Annotated in this window: 12 protein-coding genes; 2 read left to right on the plus strand and 10 right to left on the minus strand. The window is 41.3% G+C overall.

The features are described from left to right. Positions 1-19: 19 nt before the first annotated feature. Complete coding sequence (gene moeA, locus CWC04_RS08850) at positions 20-1,234, plus strand: molybdopterin molybdotransferase MoeA (RefSeq protein WP_138685173.1); 1,215 nt, start codon at positions 20-22, stop codon at positions 1,232-1,234. A 103-nt stretch (positions 1,235-1,337) separates the two neighbouring features. On the opposite strand, the gene CWC04_RS08855 is transcribed toward moeA, so the two are convergent. The 8 genes from CWC04_RS08855 to CWC04_RS08890 form a co-directional block, all read right to left on the minus strand. Continuing rightward, the gene (locus CWC04_RS08855; protein WP_138685174.1) at positions 1,338-3,215 is read right to left on the minus strand and encodes a hypothetical protein; all 1,878 of its coding nucleotides are present in this window, start codon (positions 3,213-3,215) and stop codon (positions 1,338-1,340) included. Positions 3,216-3,224: 9 nt separating this feature from the next. Continuing rightward, complete coding sequence (locus tag CWC04_RS08860) at positions 3,225-4,316, minus strand: hypothetical protein (protein WP_138685175.1); 1,092 nt, start codon at positions 4,314-4,316, stop codon at positions 3,225-3,227. 64 nt (positions 4,317-4,380) lie between these two features. Further along, the gene (locus tag CWC04_RS08865; RefSeq protein ID WP_138685176.1) at positions 4,381-7,404 is read right to left on the minus strand and encodes a hypothetical protein; all 3,024 of its coding nucleotides are present in this window, start codon (positions 7,402-7,404) and stop codon (positions 4,381-4,383) included. A 525-nt stretch (positions 7,405-7,929) separates the two neighbouring features. Beyond that, a complete protein-coding gene (gene prpF / locus CWC04_RS08870; RefSeq protein ID WP_138685177.1) occupies positions 7,930-9,096 on the minus strand; it encodes a 2-methylaconitate cis-trans isomerase PrpF in 1,167 nt (388 codons plus the stop codon). Between the two features lie 12 nt (positions 9,097-9,108). Further along, positions 9,109-11,718, minus strand: coding sequence for a Fe/S-dependent 2-methylisocitrate dehydratase AcnD (acnD, locus tag CWC04_RS08875; protein ID WP_138685178.1), 2,610 nt, complete (start codon positions 11,716-11,718; stop codon positions 9,109-9,111). 116 nt (positions 11,719-11,834) lie between these two features. After that, positions 11,835-12,962 carry a bifunctional 2-methylcitrate synthase/citrate synthase gene (gene prpC / locus CWC04_RS08880; RefSeq protein ID WP_138578268.1) on the minus strand — a complete coding sequence of 376 codons (1,128 nt, stop codon included), beginning with the start codon at positions 12,960-12,962 and terminating at the stop codon, positions 11,835-11,837. Positions 12,963-13,009: 47 nt separating this feature from the next. Beyond that, positions 13,010-13,888, minus strand: a complete 879-nt coding sequence (gene prpB / locus CWC04_RS08885; protein WP_138685179.1) for a methylisocitrate lyase — start codon at positions 13,886-13,888, stop codon at positions 13,010-13,012. A gap of 261 nt (positions 13,889-14,149) precedes the next feature. Further along, positions 14,150-14,836 (minus strand): GntR family transcriptional regulator, encoded by a 687-nt coding sequence (locus tag CWC04_RS08890; RefSeq protein WP_024032638.1) that lies wholly within the window; start codon positions 14,834-14,836, stop codon positions 14,150-14,152. 265 nt (positions 14,837-15,101) lie between these two features. Here CWC04_RS08890 and rsmF point away from each other — a divergent pair, with 265 nt between their 5' ends. Then, complete coding sequence (rsmF, locus tag CWC04_RS08895) at positions 15,102-16,553, plus strand: 16S rRNA (cytosine(1407)-C(5))-methyltransferase RsmF (RefSeq protein ID WP_138685180.1); 1,452 nt, start codon at positions 15,102-15,104, stop codon at positions 16,551-16,553. Positions 16,554-17,379: 826 nt separating this feature from the next. Here the strand turns inward: rsmF and CWC04_RS08900 are convergent. Together CWC04_RS08900 and CWC04_RS08905 are read right to left on the minus strand one after the other, a co-directional pair. Further along, entirely contained in the window at positions 17,380-18,075 is a 696-nt protein-coding gene (locus CWC04_RS08900) for a VpsP family polysaccharide biosynthesis protein (protein WP_138685181.1), read from the minus strand. Then, a complete protein-coding gene (locus CWC04_RS08905) occupies positions 18,068-18,796 on the minus strand; it encodes a tyrosine-protein phosphatase (RefSeq protein WP_138685182.1) in 729 nt (242 codons plus the stop codon). Before CWC04_RS08905 ends, CWC04_RS08900 begins: the two co-directional genes overlap by 8 nt. Positions 18,797-18,808 lie beyond the last annotated feature (12 nt).

The following is an 18,808-nucleotide window of genomic DNA, read 5'->3' on the forward strand; positions in this document are numbered from 1 at the left end:
ATTATAAAAAACAATATATATGAACGATGTATGCAATGCACCTGGTTTATTACCAGTAGAAACCGCAATTAGTAACATGCTAAGCGCTATTAACTTTAATAAAGCAGCAGAAACCATTTCAATAATGCACAGTGTTGGCCGTGTTTTAGCAAACGATATTAAATCCAATATAAATGTGCCTGCTCACGATAATTCGGCAATGGATGGCTATGCACTTTGCCTAAGCGAAGGGCTAACAACTTATCAGCAAGTAGGCAGTGTATTTGCTGGGCAAACCTTTAAAAACACCTTAACACCTGGGCAATGCGTTAGAATTATGACCGGCGCAGCCCTGCCCCCTGGCGCTAATGCGGTAGTTATGCAAGAAAACGCCAGCGTAGATAACGATAAAATATCGTTTACAGGTCATATTGAGCTCAATAATAATGTGCGCTTTGCAGGTGAAGACATTGCAAAAAATAGTGTTGTTTTTAAAGCGGGCAGAAAACTAAAAGCGGTAGATGTAGGCTTACTTGCCTCTATTGGTATTAACCAAGTAAGTGTATATGAAACACTAAAGGTCGCGGTTTTTTCTACAGGGGATGAACTTATAGAGCCTGGCAATGCACTTCCTGCAGGAGCTATTTATGAAAGTAATCGCGCTGTTATATTAAGCGAGCTTAATGATAACAGTATAGAAGTGATTGATTTTGGGATAATTGCCGATGATAAAACGCTCATTAAAAACACGTTTTTAAAAGCAAACGAGCAAGCCGATGCCGTAATAAGCTCTGGTGGTGTATCGGTTGGCGAAGCCGATTTTACTAAAGAAGTATTAAATGAAATTGGCGATATCCATTTTTGGAAAATTGCCATGAAACCGGGCAAACCCTTTGCTTTTGGTAAATTACCTAACAGCTACTTTTTTGGTTTACCAGGTAACCCCGTATCGGCGGCTGTTACGCTTGAGCGACTTGTAAAGCCAGCCCTTACAAAGCTTTCAGGAAATGAACATACTGCTAAGTTACGTTTAAAAGCAACCACCACAGCGCTGATTAAAAAGCGACCCGGCCGTACCGACTTTCAACGCGGTATTGCCAGTACCGACGAAAACAATAACCTGTTGGTAACGCCTATAAATAAGCAAGGTTCGGGGGTACTCTCATCGCTTAGCCACGCTAACTGCCTTATTGTGGTGCCCGCAGAAAGTGGCAATATTGCAAAAGACGAAACCGTAGAAATAGAGCTACTATAACTTATGCCAATTTGCTTAGTTAGGTAGTATATAAGCACGAGTAATAAAAAAGCCCAGCAAGTATGTGCAACTTGCTGGGCTTAAGTTTAGGTTTAAACCGCTATTAAAATAACGACTCAAAATCTCCATTAGGAAATAATACCCCAGGAATACCACGTACTGCGGTTACATCCGCAATTTTTGTATCGCCTAAGTACAAGCCACCGCTGTAGTTGCTGCCAGCTTGTTTTACATCAAGCCAGCGACCGTTTTCACCTTTTGCGGTTAAACTAATATTGCTATTTACTTCTCTAATGCGTAAATCTAAGGCTTTTTGCTTTACGCTAATAAATACATCACTACTAGTAAGCTGCGATAAATCAATAACATCACCTACATACGCTAAGCTAAAGTCACTCGCACCACCTAATGGCAGAGCCAGTTCTAGGCCAAACATTAAATCATCGTTTTCCTCACCCGTCAGTGGCGAAGCTTCTAATGCTGTAATATGGAAAGGCGTAGTTTGAATATCACTTTGATATTGGCCAGCAAAATCAAAGGCAGATAAAGACGTAACTTCCTGTGCAAACGCAGTAACAAATCGATTTAGATCTAATGATATCTCACCAGTAAGCTCGCCTGATTGCTTAGCAATAACTACGTCAGTGGTAATATTAGCAATGCCAGTTTGTGCATCGGGTAATAATTCACTTTGCTCACTTACCCCATCAAATTCCACCAGCAGTTCACTTACATCTACATCTAAGCGCGTATCGCCATTAATAACAGAAGCGCTCATTACCCCTTCTATTTTATCACCAAGTACACCGCTTATTCTAAATGTGGGGATAGACATGTCTATATTTACTGGGAGGCCATCATAGGTACCGGTAATTAGCCATTCGTAGGGTGAGGTTGAATAGCTAATATCAAGATTACGTAACGTGTACTGCCCTTCGCTCGCAGATACTTCTGCAAGTGGAGAGTAATTTATGAGTACCTCATTAATCACCGCAGCAAGCACAGTAATAGTTTGCTGCGTATCATCATCAAGTGCGCTTTCTAGTTGTTCAAGCTTCGCGTCTAAATCATCAGCGTAGGTTGTGTCCTGTAAGCGAATAACACCTAGCGCATCTCTTATATTTTCGAGTAATTCGCGTGACTCTAATGCTTGCTCAGTTTCAACTTTTTGTTGCCAATTGTTATAACTAGCCACACTCGCAATAGTTTGCTTAACCTGCCCGGCTACACTTTGAATTAAACCATTACCTTGTTCACTGTAAAGGTTATCTGCGATGTATTGATCTGCTAAACTGCTGTAAGTTTGCCAAGCACTTGTATCATCCTGCTGGGTGATAAAATCATCAAATGCAGTGGCTAAATCAAATCCTTCAACAGACACACCAGCGATGATAGCGCTATACGTAAATGCGTTAGCAACGATTTCTGCCTCTAGTGTATTACTCAAGCTACTATGTGTAAGCTGATAAAAAGGACTCGCAGATAAACTTGCAAGGGTCGCGTCAACATTTGCATTCGTAATTGCGGTGCTCAATGGCGAGAAAAACACCTCATTAACGCCTGGCGCAACATAGGCACGGGCGGCATAGTTTAAATTAACGCCAGTTATCTCTTCAAAATCAATTAAACGGTTTTCGTTTATATCGTTTACATCGCCGCGAAGCGTTCTGCCGCAGCCTGTAAAGCGTGGGCATGGCAAGGCGCTATCGTCAGGTATAAATTCAAATGTATAAAAATTAAGAGGCGATACACTCACGCTGGCGGTATTTATGTTTTCGACCGCGACAGACTCAACCACATTGCCTTGGCTGTCTAATTGATTAAGCGTACCTTTGGCTGATTGCCACTGAGGTACATAAAAATTTACGGTAGAGGTAGATGCTACGCTTATTTCAACCGCTTCGTCACTACTGTCATTTGAAGAGCCACCGCAGCCACTAAGCGCTAGAGTAACTGACAAAGGTAAAAGTTTTTTTAACATCTTCATTCCTTAAAACTTAATGTTCATGTACCAATTTACATTCGCATAATAAGCTTTATCTAAATCTAAGCTGTCGGTTTGTAAATTAAGACCAAAGTACTCGTTTTCAATACCGACTAAAAACGCCTCACTTTTTGTTTCATAGCCAGCTTGTACCTTCCAATGATCCCAAAAATGGATACGCCCTTTTAGCTGACTAAATGTATCTTCGTCGTACTGCTTGATTGTAAGCGCCGTTGAATACCGGCGGTTGATTCGATAATCGGCAAAGGCGGTAATACGCATTTCCATATCAAGTGTGTGTGACTGAGTATTACCAAAAGCAGATGTTTGAAGAGAAACAGTCGGAGTAGAGGTAACATTACCACTCTCATCTTCACTGAAAGGGATTTCTGTTGTTTGCCCTTTTACCGCGCCGGTATCATCAAAGTCAGTTTTATAAAGCAGATCTTTTACACTTAGCCCTACTTTTAAATCGTCATTTACTTGCCAATCAGCAAAAATATCTAAGCTATAGCCTAGGCCTTCAGGGTTTTGCGAGGGAGTAAATTTTTTAAATAAAATATCTTTCGAAAAATTATAATCAGCAGTAATGCTGCCTTCTACATCGTCACTAAACACTCGCCCATCTACAGAGGCATCTTGAAAATGTGTACTGGCAAAAACAGACACTTTTGGTGTAATAGTTAGCGCGTTTTTATCTAAAAATTTAAAATCGTATGAAACAAACACCCCATTAGAGGTCACTTGCTTAGCATTTAGCTGATACGTGTAAAAACGCTCTTCAAAGGGTAAATCGTTTTTTTCTAAATAAGTATAAAGTGCAGTATCGGGATCAAAATTAAGTACGTAGTCATAACGGCTCTGCAAACCAACTTTAAAATTGTTGTAACCCACGCCAATTTCAAAAATATTATAAGTAAATGCACTATCGCCAGACTTAATAGGCTCGTCAAAATCATCTACAAATGCTTGTACTGGCTGTGCCTCAGTGTAAATTTCGGCGTCAAAGTGAGTAAATATTTGAAATTGATTATTTGCAGAAGCTAGAGGTGAAAGTAGAGCAGTTGAAAATCCTAACAAGAGAATTTTTTTTTTCATAATTTAATCGCTTTCTATAAAAAAAGGGAAAAGCACACAGCTTTTCCCTTTTATAGTTTAAGTATTAGTTAGATGAGTCAATTAAAGTCACATCTGTGTATTCAATTACTTCATCATCAATGTAAGTAATTGAAACACCATTTGTTACCTTAGTTGCTGTACCAAAGGTCATCATCATGCCATCGTACATAGCTTTAACATCGCCCATGTAACCAGCTGATTCAGTACCCGACATAGACAGCGTGTAACCCATTGCAGCGTCGCCATTTACTTTAATTTCAAGCATGGTCATGTCTTCATCACCACTGCTATCCACCTCAGACATTACGCTAAAGTCTAAGTCGCCAGACATACCTGCTAGTTCTAGCATAGCCATGTCTGTCTCTTCCATGCCGCTTAAGTTAAGTGTACCCATAAAGTCTGAGTCACCGTCCATAATTTCAACACGGTTCCACGCTTGCGTCATCGTAAGCTCAGCGTCATCAACGGTATCTGCACTCACATCACCGTCAAACGTAAATACTAAACACGAATCAATTTGCGTAGAGTCAGTAATTGTACCATCAGCAAATGCTTGACACTCTTCAAGTGCATCTGCGGCTACATCACCCGTAACAAGCTCAACAGTTGCATCGGTTTCGGTATTTAGCATGCCGCCCCAAGCAACAACCAATTGGTTATCTTGATACGCTGCAGACGCTGTAATTTCGCTACCGGTCGTCGCATTAGTAAGCATTAGCGTTAAATCATCTAAGCTGTAGTCGTATGCCCATTCAGGATGCGTTGTTGAAGTACCTTCACCAGAGTTACCCATATCGGCAAGCTCTTCAAATACATCAAATAACACTTCAGCTGTGTCGTAAAGTGCATCACCACCGGTACTTGTTAATACTGTCATCGTAGAAAGAGATTCTGATGTTTCTTTAACAGATGCCGTTGCAACCGCCAGCTCTGCTTCTGCTTGAAGGCTAAGCGCAGTTACAAGTTGCTCGTTTGCAAGTTCAGCCTGAGTTTCAGCAGCTTCTGCCATCGTTTCTGCACTTTCAACTAAGTCAGCAGCTTCATCCATATCAGCTTCAGTTACTGCTACAGCTTTATATTCAGTTGCTGCTTCTAGTGCTTGTTCAATCGCAAGCTCTAGTGCATCTACAGCAGCAGAAAAATCTGACGCAGCAATTACCGCAGCATCAACTAATTCAACAGTTGCTTGTGCATCGTCACCCGAGTCAACAGCAGCTTGCGCATCAGCAAGTGCACTTGTTGAAGCAGCTTCTGCAGTATCTGCAGCGGCTTTCTTTTCATCTGCAACATCTGCAGTATTCAAAGCAATTTCTTTAGCGGCTTCTACTTCAATCTCATACTCAGTAATAGCGGCTTCTGCATCAAGTACTAACTGCGCAAGTGCTGCATCGTATGTACTTACGTTTTCTACTTCTACTAATGCTAATGCCTGTAGTGCAGTTGCAGAATCCTCTATGCCTTGGTAATCAGAGCTTTGAGCTACTAATAAAGACGCAGTGCTAACATAGCCTTGTGCTTGCACATAAACCTTGTTTGTTGCCGTTGCTAAATCCGCTGCTTCAGCTTCATTTTCAAGTGCAGCTACAGCCGCAACAAATTCAATTGCAGTAGCTGCGTCAGTTACGGCATCACCCATGTCTTGAACATCAGCAAGCATTTCTTCAGCAGTATCTATAGATGTTTGAAGAGCAGCAAGCTCAGTAGAAGATGCATCAATTTGCGCTGATAAAGCAACTGCTAAATCTGCAAAAAAGTCATCGCCTGCAACACACTCATCGCCAGTACAACCCAGCTCTTCTAGAGCTTCTTGCACAGTACCTGCAAGTTCTGCCAGCTCTGCATCGGTTGCTGCGCCATTTTTAACTGCGTTGTCTTTCGCTTCTTTTGCTTTAGCTGCAATACCAGCGGAGTTTTGTGCAAATGTAGCAATATCAGCAGCTGATGCATTAGGGTTATTTGCTAAGTAGGCTGCTTCTAATGCCGCTTTAATAGCATCTTCATCACCCGTTGCAATAGCTACAAACACGCTTGCAGTACTAGAAACGGCTGTTTGTAAGGTTGCTGCAATATCAGTTGTACTTAAAGTACCTGCTGCAATACCAGCTTTAATGCTCGCTATAGTATCAGAAATCGATGGTAAGCCTTGAACCGAAGACGACAGCTGTGCAATCATCAACACGCCTTGTGAAAGGCTTTCTTCACCGTCTACATCACTTAAATCTACTGCACCACCGTTTGATAAGTCACCAATAAGCGCTGACAATAAAACAGCTGCATCTGGTCCAAAAACTTGGATCACTGTATTTAAGCTTGTTGATGCAATAGCATCAGCGTCAACTTCACCTTCGGCTTCAAGTAGGGCTTGAGCAACCAGCGTAGTTAAAAATGTTACATTCGCTTTAAACGAACGTGCTACGTTTGCATCGCCTGCTGCGCCGCTCGTATCAGATGAGTCGGCTTCTGCTGCAGCTACATATTTAACAACAGAAAGCTCTAAGTCTGCTTTGTACCATTCACCAAACTCAATGTTAGTATCGCCATCGTTTACGTCATCTGCTTCTGGCGCATCATCGTAAGTTCCACAACCAACGTAAGCATCACAACGTAAGAAGCTATCATCGCCTTCTTCAGCAGTAGTCACTGTAATATATACAGGGCCTGTAAAGTCATCTTCAAGGTAAATGCTGTAGCTACCATTATCGCCGGTTACTAGCGCATCTGGGTTACCTGCTATTTTGCTAGCTTCTACAGCCGCATCTGCCGCATCTTGAGAAGTTGCTTCGCCGGTAAACGTTTCAGCTTCTGCTGATGCTTCTAATCTAAATGCAACTGGAACACTTTGCCCTGTTTCATCAAGTGTCATCACGCTAACAACGGCACCTTTCATTGCACCTTTAACAGCTTTACCTGTTATTTCTACGTTAAATTGAGCGTCATCAGATGAAGTAACAGATTCAACTGGAGGAACGTAAGTGTTTCTGTCGTTGTCTGAACCACAACCCGCTAAACCTAGTGTAAGTGCAACAGATGCTGCAATTGGGGTAATTTTAGTCATACGCTGTGCCATTTATTTCTCCTTGATAGCCTGCAATGAGTATCAGAAAATTATTTTATTAAATATACGTGTGAAAGTTTACAAAAAAACATAAACAGACACACAATAACAACCTTTGTTACTTATTGATTAAAGTAACATTAAGTAATGAGTTTTTGCTACATTTTTATACATTTCAAGTACAAATTTTTACCTAAGTTTAAACGACGCTTCTTCATAGGCTTTACTATTTTTCAATAACATATGTTAAAACCATTAAGAAGCATCGCTCTGGCGTACCATATATCCACTATATTAAGTGAATATTACATTTAATTTAGTTTGTTAATAATATTCTTCAAGTAAATGCGTCAGATACGTTAAAAAAAAACCATCTAAATGCTGATATAATGAAAAAGAATTAGTTTTGTAGGGTTTTTGGAAGGGGGAATTGTTAAACACAATGTTTGCGTTGTTTAGTTTTAAAACTAAACATTTTAAGAGTCAATAACGACTAGGGGTAGCGTTAATGACTCAATATAAAACGTTAAAATCGGCTTATTGCAAAGCCCTAACTACGCCCTCCATAAGCACACGAGCACTGCGGCTCATACTTGCTTTGGTAACTTGCCAATCTCCAGCTGTTTTTTTAGCTTCTGCGCCTACTTTTAGCGTGCCAGAGGGGTGACCAAAGTTAACTTCGTTCAATGTCCCGCCACCTGCAGCCACATTAACAAGCGTACCTTCAATAGCGGCAGCTGCACCAATAGCTACTGCGGCTGTGCCCATCATAGCGTGATGAAGCTTGCCCATAGACATAGCACGTACTAATAAATCAATTGTTGTAGCTTCAATAAACTTACCACTTGACGCGTTATAATCTAATGGCGCTGCCACAAAGGCTACTTTAGGTGTATGTTGGCGTGTTTGAGCCTCGTTAATATTAGCTATTAACCCCATTTTGACTGCGCCATAGGCACGAATAGTTTCAAGTTTTTTAAGTGCGTCAGTATCGTTATTAATATCGCTTTGCAGCTCAGTACCACTATAGCCAATATCCGCGGCATTAATAAATACAGTAGGAATACCCGCGTTTATCATAGTGGCTTTTAAAGTACCAACACCTGGTACTTCTAAGTCATCCACTACATTGCCTGTAGGGAATAACGCCCCTTCACCATCAGCGGGGTTTAAAAACTCTAGCTTTACCTCGGCAGCAGCAAAGGTCACGCCATCAAGTTCAAAATCGCCAGTTTCTTGCACTTCGCCGTTGGTGATAGGCACATGAACTAAAATGCTTTTTTTAATATTAGCCTGCCATACACGCACCACAGCTACACCGTTATCGGGTACTGTGCTTTTATCAACTAAGCCGTTCGTTATAGCAAACGCACCTACTGCGCTGGTTAAATTACCGCAATTGCCGCTCCAATCTATAAAAGGTTTATCTATTGCCACTTGGCCAAATAAATAATCCACATCGTGGTTAGGTTGCTCGCTTTTACTTAAAATAACCGTTTTACTAGTACTTGATGTTGCACCGCCCATGCCATCGGTTTGTTTGCCATATGGGTCGGGGCTACCAATTATGCGTAACAGTAAATTGTCGCGCGCCTCACCTGCCACTTGGGCAGGTTTGGGTAAGTCGGTTAACTTAAAAAATACACCTTTACTGGTGCCGCCGCGCATATAAGTTGCTGGCACTTTAATTTGTGGTTTAAACATAATGCACGCCCCTTATGCTGATTGCGTAGCTTCTAAAAAGTCTTGCGCAAAGCGCTGTAATACACCACCAGCGGCATAAATAGAAAGTTCTTCTTGGGTATCCAATCTGCATTTCATAGGTACTGTTAGAACCTCACCGTTTTTACGTGTAATCACTAAATCAAGCGTTGCACCTGGTGTTGGCTCACCTTTTACATCAAAGCTTTCGCTGCCATCAATGTTAAGCATTTTACGGGTAGTGCCCGGTTTAAATTCAAGCGGTAAAACACCCATACCAATTAAGTTAGTACGGTGAATACGCTCAAAGCCCTCTGCAGCTATAACCTCAACGCCTGCAAGCCTTACCCCTTTTGCAGCCCAATCACGCGATGAGCCTTGACCATAATCGGCGCCGGCTACAATAATGAGTGGTTGTTTACGCTGCATATAAGCTTCGATTGCTTCCCACATACGTGTGTTAGTACCTTGTGGCTCTAATCGTGCGTATGAACCTTGTTTAACTTCGCCGTTTTCATCACGCACCATTTCGTTTAACAATTTAGGGTTTGCAAATGTAGCGCGCTGCGCTGTTAAGTGATCGCCTCGGTGCGTTGCGTACGAGTTAAAATCCTCTTCAGGAACATTCATTTTAGTTAAGTATTCACCCGCAGCACTACTTGCCATAATAGCGTTTGAAGGCGATAAATGATCCGTTGTAATGTTATCGCCAAGTACAGCAAGGGCGCGCATGCCGGTCATGGTTCGCTCACCTGCAAGGGCGCCTTCCCAGTATGGCGGGCGGCGAATATAGGTACTTTGCTCGCGCCAATTGTATAGCGGGTCGTTGTTTTCACCGTAATCTACGGTTAAATCAAACATAGGTTCGTACACTTTTTTAAATTGCTCTGGCTTTACGCTTTGTTTTATCACTTCATCTATTTCTTCATCGCTTGGCCATAAGTCTTTTAGCGTTATATCGTTACCATTTTGATCTTTCCCTAGTACACCTTTTTCAATATCAAATCGAATAGTACCGGCAATAGCGTAAGCCACCACTAATGGCGGTGACGCTAAAAACGCTTGCTTAGCATACGGATGTATACGCCCATCAAAGTTACGGTTGCCCGAAAGTACCGCTGTTGCGTATAAGTCGCGATCTATCACTTCTTGTTGAATTACAGAGTCAAGCGCGCCGCTCATGCCGTTACAGGTAGTACAGGCAAAACCCACAATACCAAAGCCAAGTTTTTCAAGTTCAGGGAGTAATTTCGCTTCTTCTAGGTATGATTGCACCGCTTTTGAACCCGGTGCTAAGGATGTTTTAACCCACGGTTTGCGCATTAACCCTTTGGCATTTGCGTTACGCGCAAGTAAGCCGGCAGCAATTACGTTGCGCGGATTACTGGTGTTAGTACAACTGGTAATAGCGGCAATAATACAGGCGCCATCTGGCATTAAGCCTTCTTCGTTTTCAACAACGCCTGATATACCTTCTTTGGCTAAATCGCTCGTGGATACACGACGATGTGGGTTTGAAGGCCCAGCAATATTGCGCCCAACGCTTGATAAATCAAATTTAAGCACTCGCTCATATTTTGCGGTTTTTAAACTATCGCTCCAAAGGCCAGCCGTTTTAGCGTAGTTTTCTACAAGCGCTATTTGCTCTTCATCACGCCCTGTTAAACGCAAATAATCAATTGTTTTATCGTCTATATAAAACATGGCTGCAGTAGCACCAAATTCTGGTGTCATGTTTGAAATAGTTGCTCTGTCGCCAAGGGTTAGTGCATCAGCGCCTTCGCCGTAAAATTCTAAATAGGTCGATACAACACGCTGAGCGCGTAAAAATTCGGTAATAGCCAGCACTATATCGGTTGCGGTAATCCCAGGCTGGCGAGTGCCTGTAAGCTCAACTCCTACTATATCAGGCAAGCGCATGTAAGAGGCGCGGCCAAGCATTACGCTTTCGGCTTCAAGCCCACCAACACCTACAGCAATTACGCCAAGTGCATCAACATGCGGTGTGTGGCTGTCGGTGCCAACTAAGGTATCGGGGAATGCAATGCCATCGCGGTTTTGAATAACAGGCGACATTTTTTCAAGGTTAATTTGATGCATAATGCCGTTACCAGGCGGAATAACATCAATATTTTTAAAGGCGGTTTTAGTCCAGTTTATAAAATGAAAACGGTCGTCGTTGCGTCTATCTTCTATTGCACGGTTTTTTTCAAACGCGTCAGGGTCAAAGCCTGCATGCTCTACCGCTAATGAGTGATCAACAATTAGCTGTGTAGGCACAACCGGGTTTACTTTTGCCGGATCCCCACCTTTTGCAGCAATGGCGTCGCGCAGGCCTGCTAAATCAACTAAAGCAGTTTGGCCTAAAATATCGTGGCACACTACGCGCGCCGGATACCACGGAAAGTCTAAATCTTGCTTACGCTCAATAAGCTGATTAAGCGCATCGGTTAGCATATCAGGCTCACAGCGGCGCACTAAGTTTTCGGCAAGTACGCGTGATGTGTAAGGCAATGTGGCATAAGCACCAGGCTTTATTGCATCAACGGCTTCTTGCGTATCGTAGTAATCCACATTTGATCCGGGCAATGGTTTTCGGTATTGGGTGTTATTAATTATGGTCATAATATCTGTTCGCTAATAGGTGACGGGAAATAAAAGGCAAGAGGTGAGCGTGTTGCTCACCCTATACCAACCCGCTTAATTAAGTATTATTACGGATTGGTATTATGTGTAACTAATTAGCCTCTTGATTCAATTGGCGTGTAGCTACGTGCCTCTGGCCCTGTGTAATCAGCACTTGGGCGAATAATACGGTTATTAGCGCGCTGCTCTTTAACATGTGCCGTCCAGCCGGTAACACGGCTCATCACAAATATTGGCGTAAATAACTTAGTGGGAATACCCATAAAGTGATACGCCGATGCATGGAAAAAATCGGCATTACAAAACAGTTTTTTCTCGCGCCACATAACTTCTTCACACCTAACCGACACAGGGTAAAGCACATCATCGCCCACCTCTTTAGCTAGTTTTTCAGAAAACTTTTTAATAATAACGTTACGTGGGTCTGACTCACGGTAAATAGCGTGTCCAAAGCCCATTATTTTATCTTTACGCTCTAGCATACCCATAATTTCTTGCTCGGCGTGCTCTGCACTTGTAAAGCCCTGAATCATATCCATAGCGGCTTCGTTTGCACCACCATGCAGTGGCCCACGTAGCGTACCAATAGCGCCCGTTACACAAGAATGAATATCAGAAAGCGTTGATGCACACACACGTCCCGTAAAGGTAGAGGCATTAAATTCATGCTCTGCGTATAAAATTAGCGACACATTCATTACTTGCGCAAAAAGCTCACTCGGTGCTTTGTCGTGTAATAGAGTTAAAAAGTGCGCGCCCACTGAGTCGTCATCAGTTTGTGTTTCAATACGCACGCCATCGTGAGTAAAGCGGTACCAGTAACAAATAATACTTGGGAACACTGCAACCATGCGGTCAATCGCATCGTTTGCTTGGCTAAAATCAAGTTCCATTTCTAGGTTACCCAGCATTGAGCAACCGGTACGCATAACATCCATTGGATGCGCGTCTTTAGGAATATTTTCTAGCACGGTTTTTAGTGCATCTGGCAGGCCGCGTAAGCTTTTTAATTTAGCTTTATACTCGGCTAGTTCATTGGCTGTTGGTAGCTCGCCGCGTGAAAGTAAAAAAGACACTTCCTCAAACTGTGCTTTTTCGGCAAGTTCGCTAATATCGTACCCACAATACGTTAAACCTGAGCCTGTTTGCCCTACTGTACATAATGCGGTTTGCCCTGCAACTTGCCCGCGTAAACCTGCTCCGCCTAATGCTTTATCTACCATGATCTTCTCCTATCTAAATTTGTGTGTGTTATCTATTTTAATAGTTATTATTTGTCAGATTTTGATGAAAAAAGGTTATCGAGTGTGTTTTCGTATGTGTGGTAATCTAAAAATTCGTAAAGCTCGGCGCGTGTTTGCATGTTCTCAATTTCGCTTTGCTGCGAGCCTTCATTTAAAATGGCAGAGTACACATTAAGCGCGGCTTTATTCATTGCTCTAAAAGCACTAAGTGGATAAAGCACCATTTCAACACCTACCTCACTTAACTGCTCTTTGGTGTAAATAGGCGTTTGGCCAAACTCTGTAATATTAGCCAAAATTGGTATATTGATCGCTTTTGCAAATGCTTGGTAGTCGGCAAGGTCATGCACGGCTTCTGCAAAAATAGCGTCTGCGCCCGCTTCAACACACGCAGCTGCGCGGTCAATCGCGGCGCTTAAACCCTCTTTTTGAAACGCATCGGTACGCGCCATAATGTAAAAATCGCTATCGGTTTTTGCATCAACTGCGGCTTTAATACGGTCGACCATTTCACCTTGGCTTACAATTTCTTTATTAGGACGATGGCCGCAACGCTTTTGCGCTACTTGGTCTTCAATATGAAAACCCGCTGCTCCTGCTTTGGTCATTTCTTTAACGGTACGCGCAATATTAAACGCCCCGCCCCAGCCTGTATCGGCATCTACCAGTAGTGGTAAATCGCTGGCACCGGTAATACGGCGAATATCTTCAAGTACATTATCAAGGCTGGTCATGCCTAAATCGGGCATACCGTAAGAGGCGTTCGCAACACCGGCACCTGAGAGATAAATAGCTTGGTGGCCCATTTTTTCAGCCATCATGGCTGTGTAGGCATTAATAGTACCCACTACTTGTAATGGGCGGTTATTCGCAATGGCCTGTTTAAATTTTAATCCTGCTGACATTATTTTCTCCTCACTTTGAACGGTTGCTACTTGGAGTAACTTATATTTTTAATCTGACATTGTGACTGTTTAACTGTTACTAGCTTTTAGCTTTTAGAAGTTTTTGTTTATGACAAATACGAATCTGTATGTGTATGAGGTCTATTTAACGCTAAGAAAATCGTTCTGTAACTAGGCAATAATTTTTATGTTTAGTGGTTCTAAATAAAAAATTCTTAACAACGTTATAGAGCGATTTAATCAGTTAAATTGTTCGAATACTCATATTGATTGGTATACATCAAATTTGGTTTGAATATTTGCTTGCGATGCACTGATGTGTCGTTTCATCAGCATTTCAGCAAGTTCACCATCGTGGTTTTCTATCGCGTTAATAATGGCTAAGTGCTCGTCAAACGCTTTTGATACGCGCGGCCCTACCATGCCCATTTGTACTCGGTACATACGTATTAATTGGTAAAGCTCGTTACATAACAAATGGATTAAATGGGCGTTTTTGCTGCCTTTAATAATGCGATAGTGAAAGTCTAAATCGCCCGCTTCTTGATAGTACGACTCGCCCTCTTTAACGCGCTGTGTTTGCAAATGTTGATTAAGTAATTGCTTTAAGCCTTTAACTTCGTCAGCTGCCATATTGTCGGCAGCTAGCCTACATGCTAAGCCTTCAAGCGAGCTGCGTACTTGGTATACTTCAATTAAACGCTCTGCGGTTAGCGCCACTACTCGGCAACCTACATTGGCTTTACGCTCCACTAAGTAACAGCTTTCTAAGCGATTAAGCGCTTCTCTAAGCGTCGCACGGCTTACACCGTAGCGCTTTGCAAGCTCAGGCTCCGATATTTTGCTACCCTGCTGTATGCTGCCTTCTACTATTTCACGGCGCATATCAACAAACACTTGATCAGATGCTGTAGTAATAGGTGTATCGTTTAAAAAAGGTTGCGTCATGGCTTTATAAATAAATTGTCGACAATCGATGAGTTAACTATGTGCTTAATAAAAAAACATGTCAACCCCACCTAAGGTAAAAATGAGTAAAAAACACACTTATTGTCGACACTGTTAATCTAAGGTCGTATAAAATTGCTTTAAAATTAAACTAAAAACACAATATGTCGACATGCCAATAAATTATAAAGCCGCTATTTAACACTGAAATAGTGCGTTAAAAGTGCTAATATCGCGCTTTATTTTTTAATGTACGAGCCAACGCGTGAACGCCAACACTTTTATTCCTGAGCATTTTATTGACGACGTAAAAACCTATTTACCTGCACACCTCAATTTAGACGACTTTATAAACGCGTGCCGTCGCCCTCTCAGAAAATCTATTCGTGTAAATACATTAAAAGTTAGTGTTGCTGAATTTAAACACCGTGCAGAGCAAAAAAACTGGCAACTTACGCCTATACCTTGGTGCAATGAAGGTTTTTGGCTAGAACGCCCAAGCGATGAAGAGCAAAACTTAGCATTAGGCAATACCGACTTACATTTAAGCGGCGCCATGTACGTGCAAGAGGCAAGCTCAATGCTGCCACCTATGGCACTAAAACAAAGTATTGAAAACTCAAATTTACAAGATAATTACGTACTTGATATGGCATCAGCGCCTGGCTCTAAAACTTCGCAACTTGCCGCAATAATGAATAATCAAGGCGTACTTGTTGCCAACGAGCTTTCGTCATCACGCTTAAAGGTCCTTAGCGCTACGCTTAAACGTATGGGCGTTGGTAACTGTGCGCTTTCGCACTTTGATGGCGTCATATTTGGTAACTATATGTTTGAATGCTTTGATAGCATTTTGCTTGATGCACCCTGCTCTGGCGAAGGTACCGTACGTAAAGACGCCGATGCACTTAAAAACTGGTCAATAGAATCAAATATAGAAATTGCTCAAGTTCAAAAAGATTTAATTAAAAGCGCTTTTTACGCATTGAAACCAGGCGGTACACTGGTGTATTCAACCTGTACGCTTACCCCGCTCGAAAACCAACAAGTATGCAACTATCTACTGAATGAATTTGGCGACTATATTGAGCCGCAATCGCTAAGTGATTTATTTGAAGGGGCAGAAAAAGCCACAACCGCCGAGGGCTATTTACATGTGTGGCCGCAAACATTCGACAGCGAAGGTTTTTTTATCGCTAAGTTTAAAAAACTCGCAAGCTGCAATAACCCAACCCAAAGCGTTAAAAAAGGCGCCTTTCCATTTAACGAGTTTGATAAAAAACAAACCACTTCTTTTATGAGCGAGCTTAAAAAACAGTTTGGCTTAAATGCGCTTCCAGGTAAGTTAATGCAGCGCGATAAAGAACTGTGGTTATTTCCTGATGGGTTTGAAGCCGTTCAAAACAAAATAAAATACGCACGTTTAGGTATTCAACTAGGTATTATTCATAAAAACGGCGTAAGGCTCACACACGAGTTTGCTACCGTGTTTGGGAATGAATGCAAAAGCAATACGTATGTTTTAACAAACGAGCAAGCAAACGACTACTTTAATGGTAAAGATATACGCCTAGAAGACGTTACAAAAGCCAACGGCGAAGTAGTACTAACCTTATGTGGCTGCCCAGTTGGGCTGGGCAAATGGCAAAAAAATAAGATCAAAAACTCTTTGCCACGCGATCTAGTGCAAAACACCCAGTTAATAAGCTGGGCATAAAGCACTCAACACAAAGGGTAACCTGTGCACAATATTATTAAGTCTTTGTTATCATTTGCGGTTAATAAACAAACAAAATTTAGAGTTTTGCAAATTAGTTAACTACACTTAGAGGTACTTTCTTCTTCTCCCTAAGAATTGCGAAAGTGTATTTAGTTAGCGCAAGGCTCAACTAAGAGCCATTTGTAGCCCAGAGCGTAGACAATGGCTCTGGGTTTTTTATGCAACTAGGTTAAGTGATTTTTTTAAAGATAGTTAGACACACTGCGCTTTAGAGGACTGACCAACAAAGTACAATGTTTAGATTGGTTATGTATTCTCATTTATTTCTCTCAGTGAAATTTTAGTTATTTAAATCATAAAGAGGTTTAGAGACGCTCCGCTTTAGAGTAGTAACAAAAAAGTAAAAGTATCAATTGGTTGTGTCTTCTCATTTACTCCTCATTTTCTTCTCTCCGTGCAATTAGCTTAAGTTACTTTTTCACAAAGAACTTAGAGACGCTCCGCTTTAGAGTAGCAACAAAAAAATAAAAGTATCAATTGCTTGTGTTTTCTCATTTACTCCTCATTTGCTTCTCTTTTTGAGCAGTGTTTTATTTTAGCAATTAAAAGCTTTCGCTTTTCACCTGAGCATGCTCTACGTCTACTGCGAAGGTGTAGATATGGGTTTTACTTGTAGGCGTGAATCTTGCTCACGCAAGCTATTAAAAATTAGTTAAATATTCACAAAGAGGTTTAGAGGCGCTGCGCTTTAGAGAAGTTATCTAGTGATTAAATGATTAATTAAAAAGAGTTCAAATACATACAAAAACTAATTTTATAAAAACTAATTACAATGTTTTTTAAACATCCAGCTATTTCTGACAGATTCAAACTGCGCGCCAAACTTAAGAGACAAACATAAAATAGGCAATGCATCTACTTGTTTAGCAATATCAAACGCGCCTGAAAACTTATAACCATGCTTCGCTGCAAGCATAAGCTCGCTAACATAAATAGCTTTATATTTAGGGGGTAGTTGATGCCAATTGGTAAGTGCTATTTCAATCACACCTAAGTGAACATCTATTTTATAAGGGCCAACTTGTTTAGCTTGCTGAATATAACCAAATACACGCTCGCTTGGACCTTCTTGGTAACTAACTATTTTAGCTAAGTCAATCCAAGTTTCTGCCCACGACTTCCTGTACTTTAACGAATTTAATAAAGCCAACTCTGCCAGCTGATATACTTTAGGAACGTTGCTTCGATTGACGTTATTTTCATTCAACCTAAGCATTTTTATATAAGCACTTAGCTGCCAATAATGCGCCTGTAAAGGCTCTAGTTGAGTAGCGAGTGTTATTGCATCGTTTGCGAGGTTAAGCTCTTGAGGAGTTATTAAAGCACGAGGCTGTTTTAGCGTATTTAAAGCATTAAAATACCATGCATTAGCACGCATACTTTGTATGCTTTCAAAACTAATAAACAAAGTAATAATTGCAAGCAATGTAATTTGAGTTAGCTTTTTTAAATCACTCATCAAACAAAGACTCTGTTAAACGCTGTGGATTGTTAACAAACAAGTTTTCTGCCTCAAACTCACCAATTAAATCTGCAACTAACTTTTTTGCATTGCTTAATATTGGAGGCCTACGTTTAACTGAATGGGCATCAGAGGCAACATAACTAACCAATCCTTTTTGTAACATATCAATACTAATTGCTTTTGCAGTATCACCCCAAGCCCCTTCTATACTTGAGGCTGTTAATTGAAAATCACAACCTAATTGTTTTAAGCGCTCTATGTAGAAAGGATTTGCTTGAATATCTCTGTTACGTTCAGGATGAGGTACTATCACTTTTATATTTCGATTAGATAACCAATTTATAAACTTGTCGTAACCTTGCGGTACATGCGAATGAGGTAGCTCTAGTAATAAGTAATTAGTTGAGCCAGAAGCCCCAATAAAGGGCAATTGGTCAGACATGATTAACGCCATTAATTCAATATCGAGTCTAACCTCAGCAGCTACTGCAAGCTTTAAATTAATACCTGCAGCCAAAGCCTCATCCTTTAATGAAGTAATGCCTTGAGCAAGCATTTTTGAGGAATTATTAAATCGACCTATATGAATATGAGGAGTTGCAACAATATGTGTTATTCCATCATCTTGCGCCATTTTTAATAGCGCTAAAGATTCCTTTAAATCTTTAGCGCCATCATCAATACCTGGCAAAATGTGTGAATGAATATCAAACATAGGTTATTAGCA

It is taken from the genome of Pseudoalteromonas sp. S2893 (genome assembly GCF_005887105.1).
Lineage (GTDB): Bacteria > Pseudomonadota > Gammaproteobacteria > Enterobacterales > Alteromonadaceae > Pseudoalteromonas > Pseudoalteromonas atlantica.

Excerpts from the sequence above, each read along its gene's own strand:
- prpC (WP_138578268.1), bottom strand. The coding sequence starts at position 12,962 with ATGGTAGATAAAGCATTAGGCGGAGCAGGTTTACGCGGGCAAGTTGCA.
- moeA (WP_138685173.1), top strand. The coding sequence starts at position 20 with ATGAACGATGTATGCAATGCACCTGGTTTATTACCAGTAGAAACCGCA.
- CWC04_RS08855 (WP_138685174.1), bottom strand. The coding sequence starts at position 3,215 with ATGTTAAAAAAACTTTTACCTTTGTCAGTTACTCTAGCGCTTAGTGGC.
- prpB (WP_138685179.1), bottom strand. The coding sequence starts at position 13,888 with ATGTCAGCAGGATTAAAATTTAAACAGGCCATTGCGAATAACCGCCCA.
- CWC04_RS08890 (WP_024032638.1), bottom strand. The coding sequence starts at position 14,836 with ATGACGCAACCTTTTTTAAACGATACACCTATTACTACAGCATCTGAT.
- CWC04_RS08865 (WP_138685176.1), bottom strand. The coding sequence starts at position 7,404 with ATGGCACAGCGTATGACTAAAATTACCCCAATTGCAGCATCTGTTGCA.
- acnD (WP_138685178.1), bottom strand. The coding sequence starts at position 11,718 with ATGACCATAATTAATAACACCCAATACCGAAAACCATTGCCCGGATCA.
- CWC04_RS08900 (WP_138685181.1), bottom strand. The coding sequence starts at position 18,075 with ATGAGTGATTTAAAAAAGCTAACTCAAATTACATTGCTTGCAATTATT.
- CWC04_RS08905 (WP_138685182.1), bottom strand. The coding sequence starts at position 18,796 with ATGTTTGATATTCATTCACACATTTTGCCAGGTATTGATGATGGCGCT.
- CWC04_RS08860 (WP_138685175.1), bottom strand. The coding sequence starts at position 4,316 with ATGAAAAAAAAAATTCTCTTGTTAGGATTTTCAACTGCTCTACTTTCA.
- prpF (WP_138685177.1), bottom strand. The coding sequence starts at position 9,096 with ATGTTTAAACCACAAATTAAAGTGCCAGCAACTTATATGCGCGGCGGC.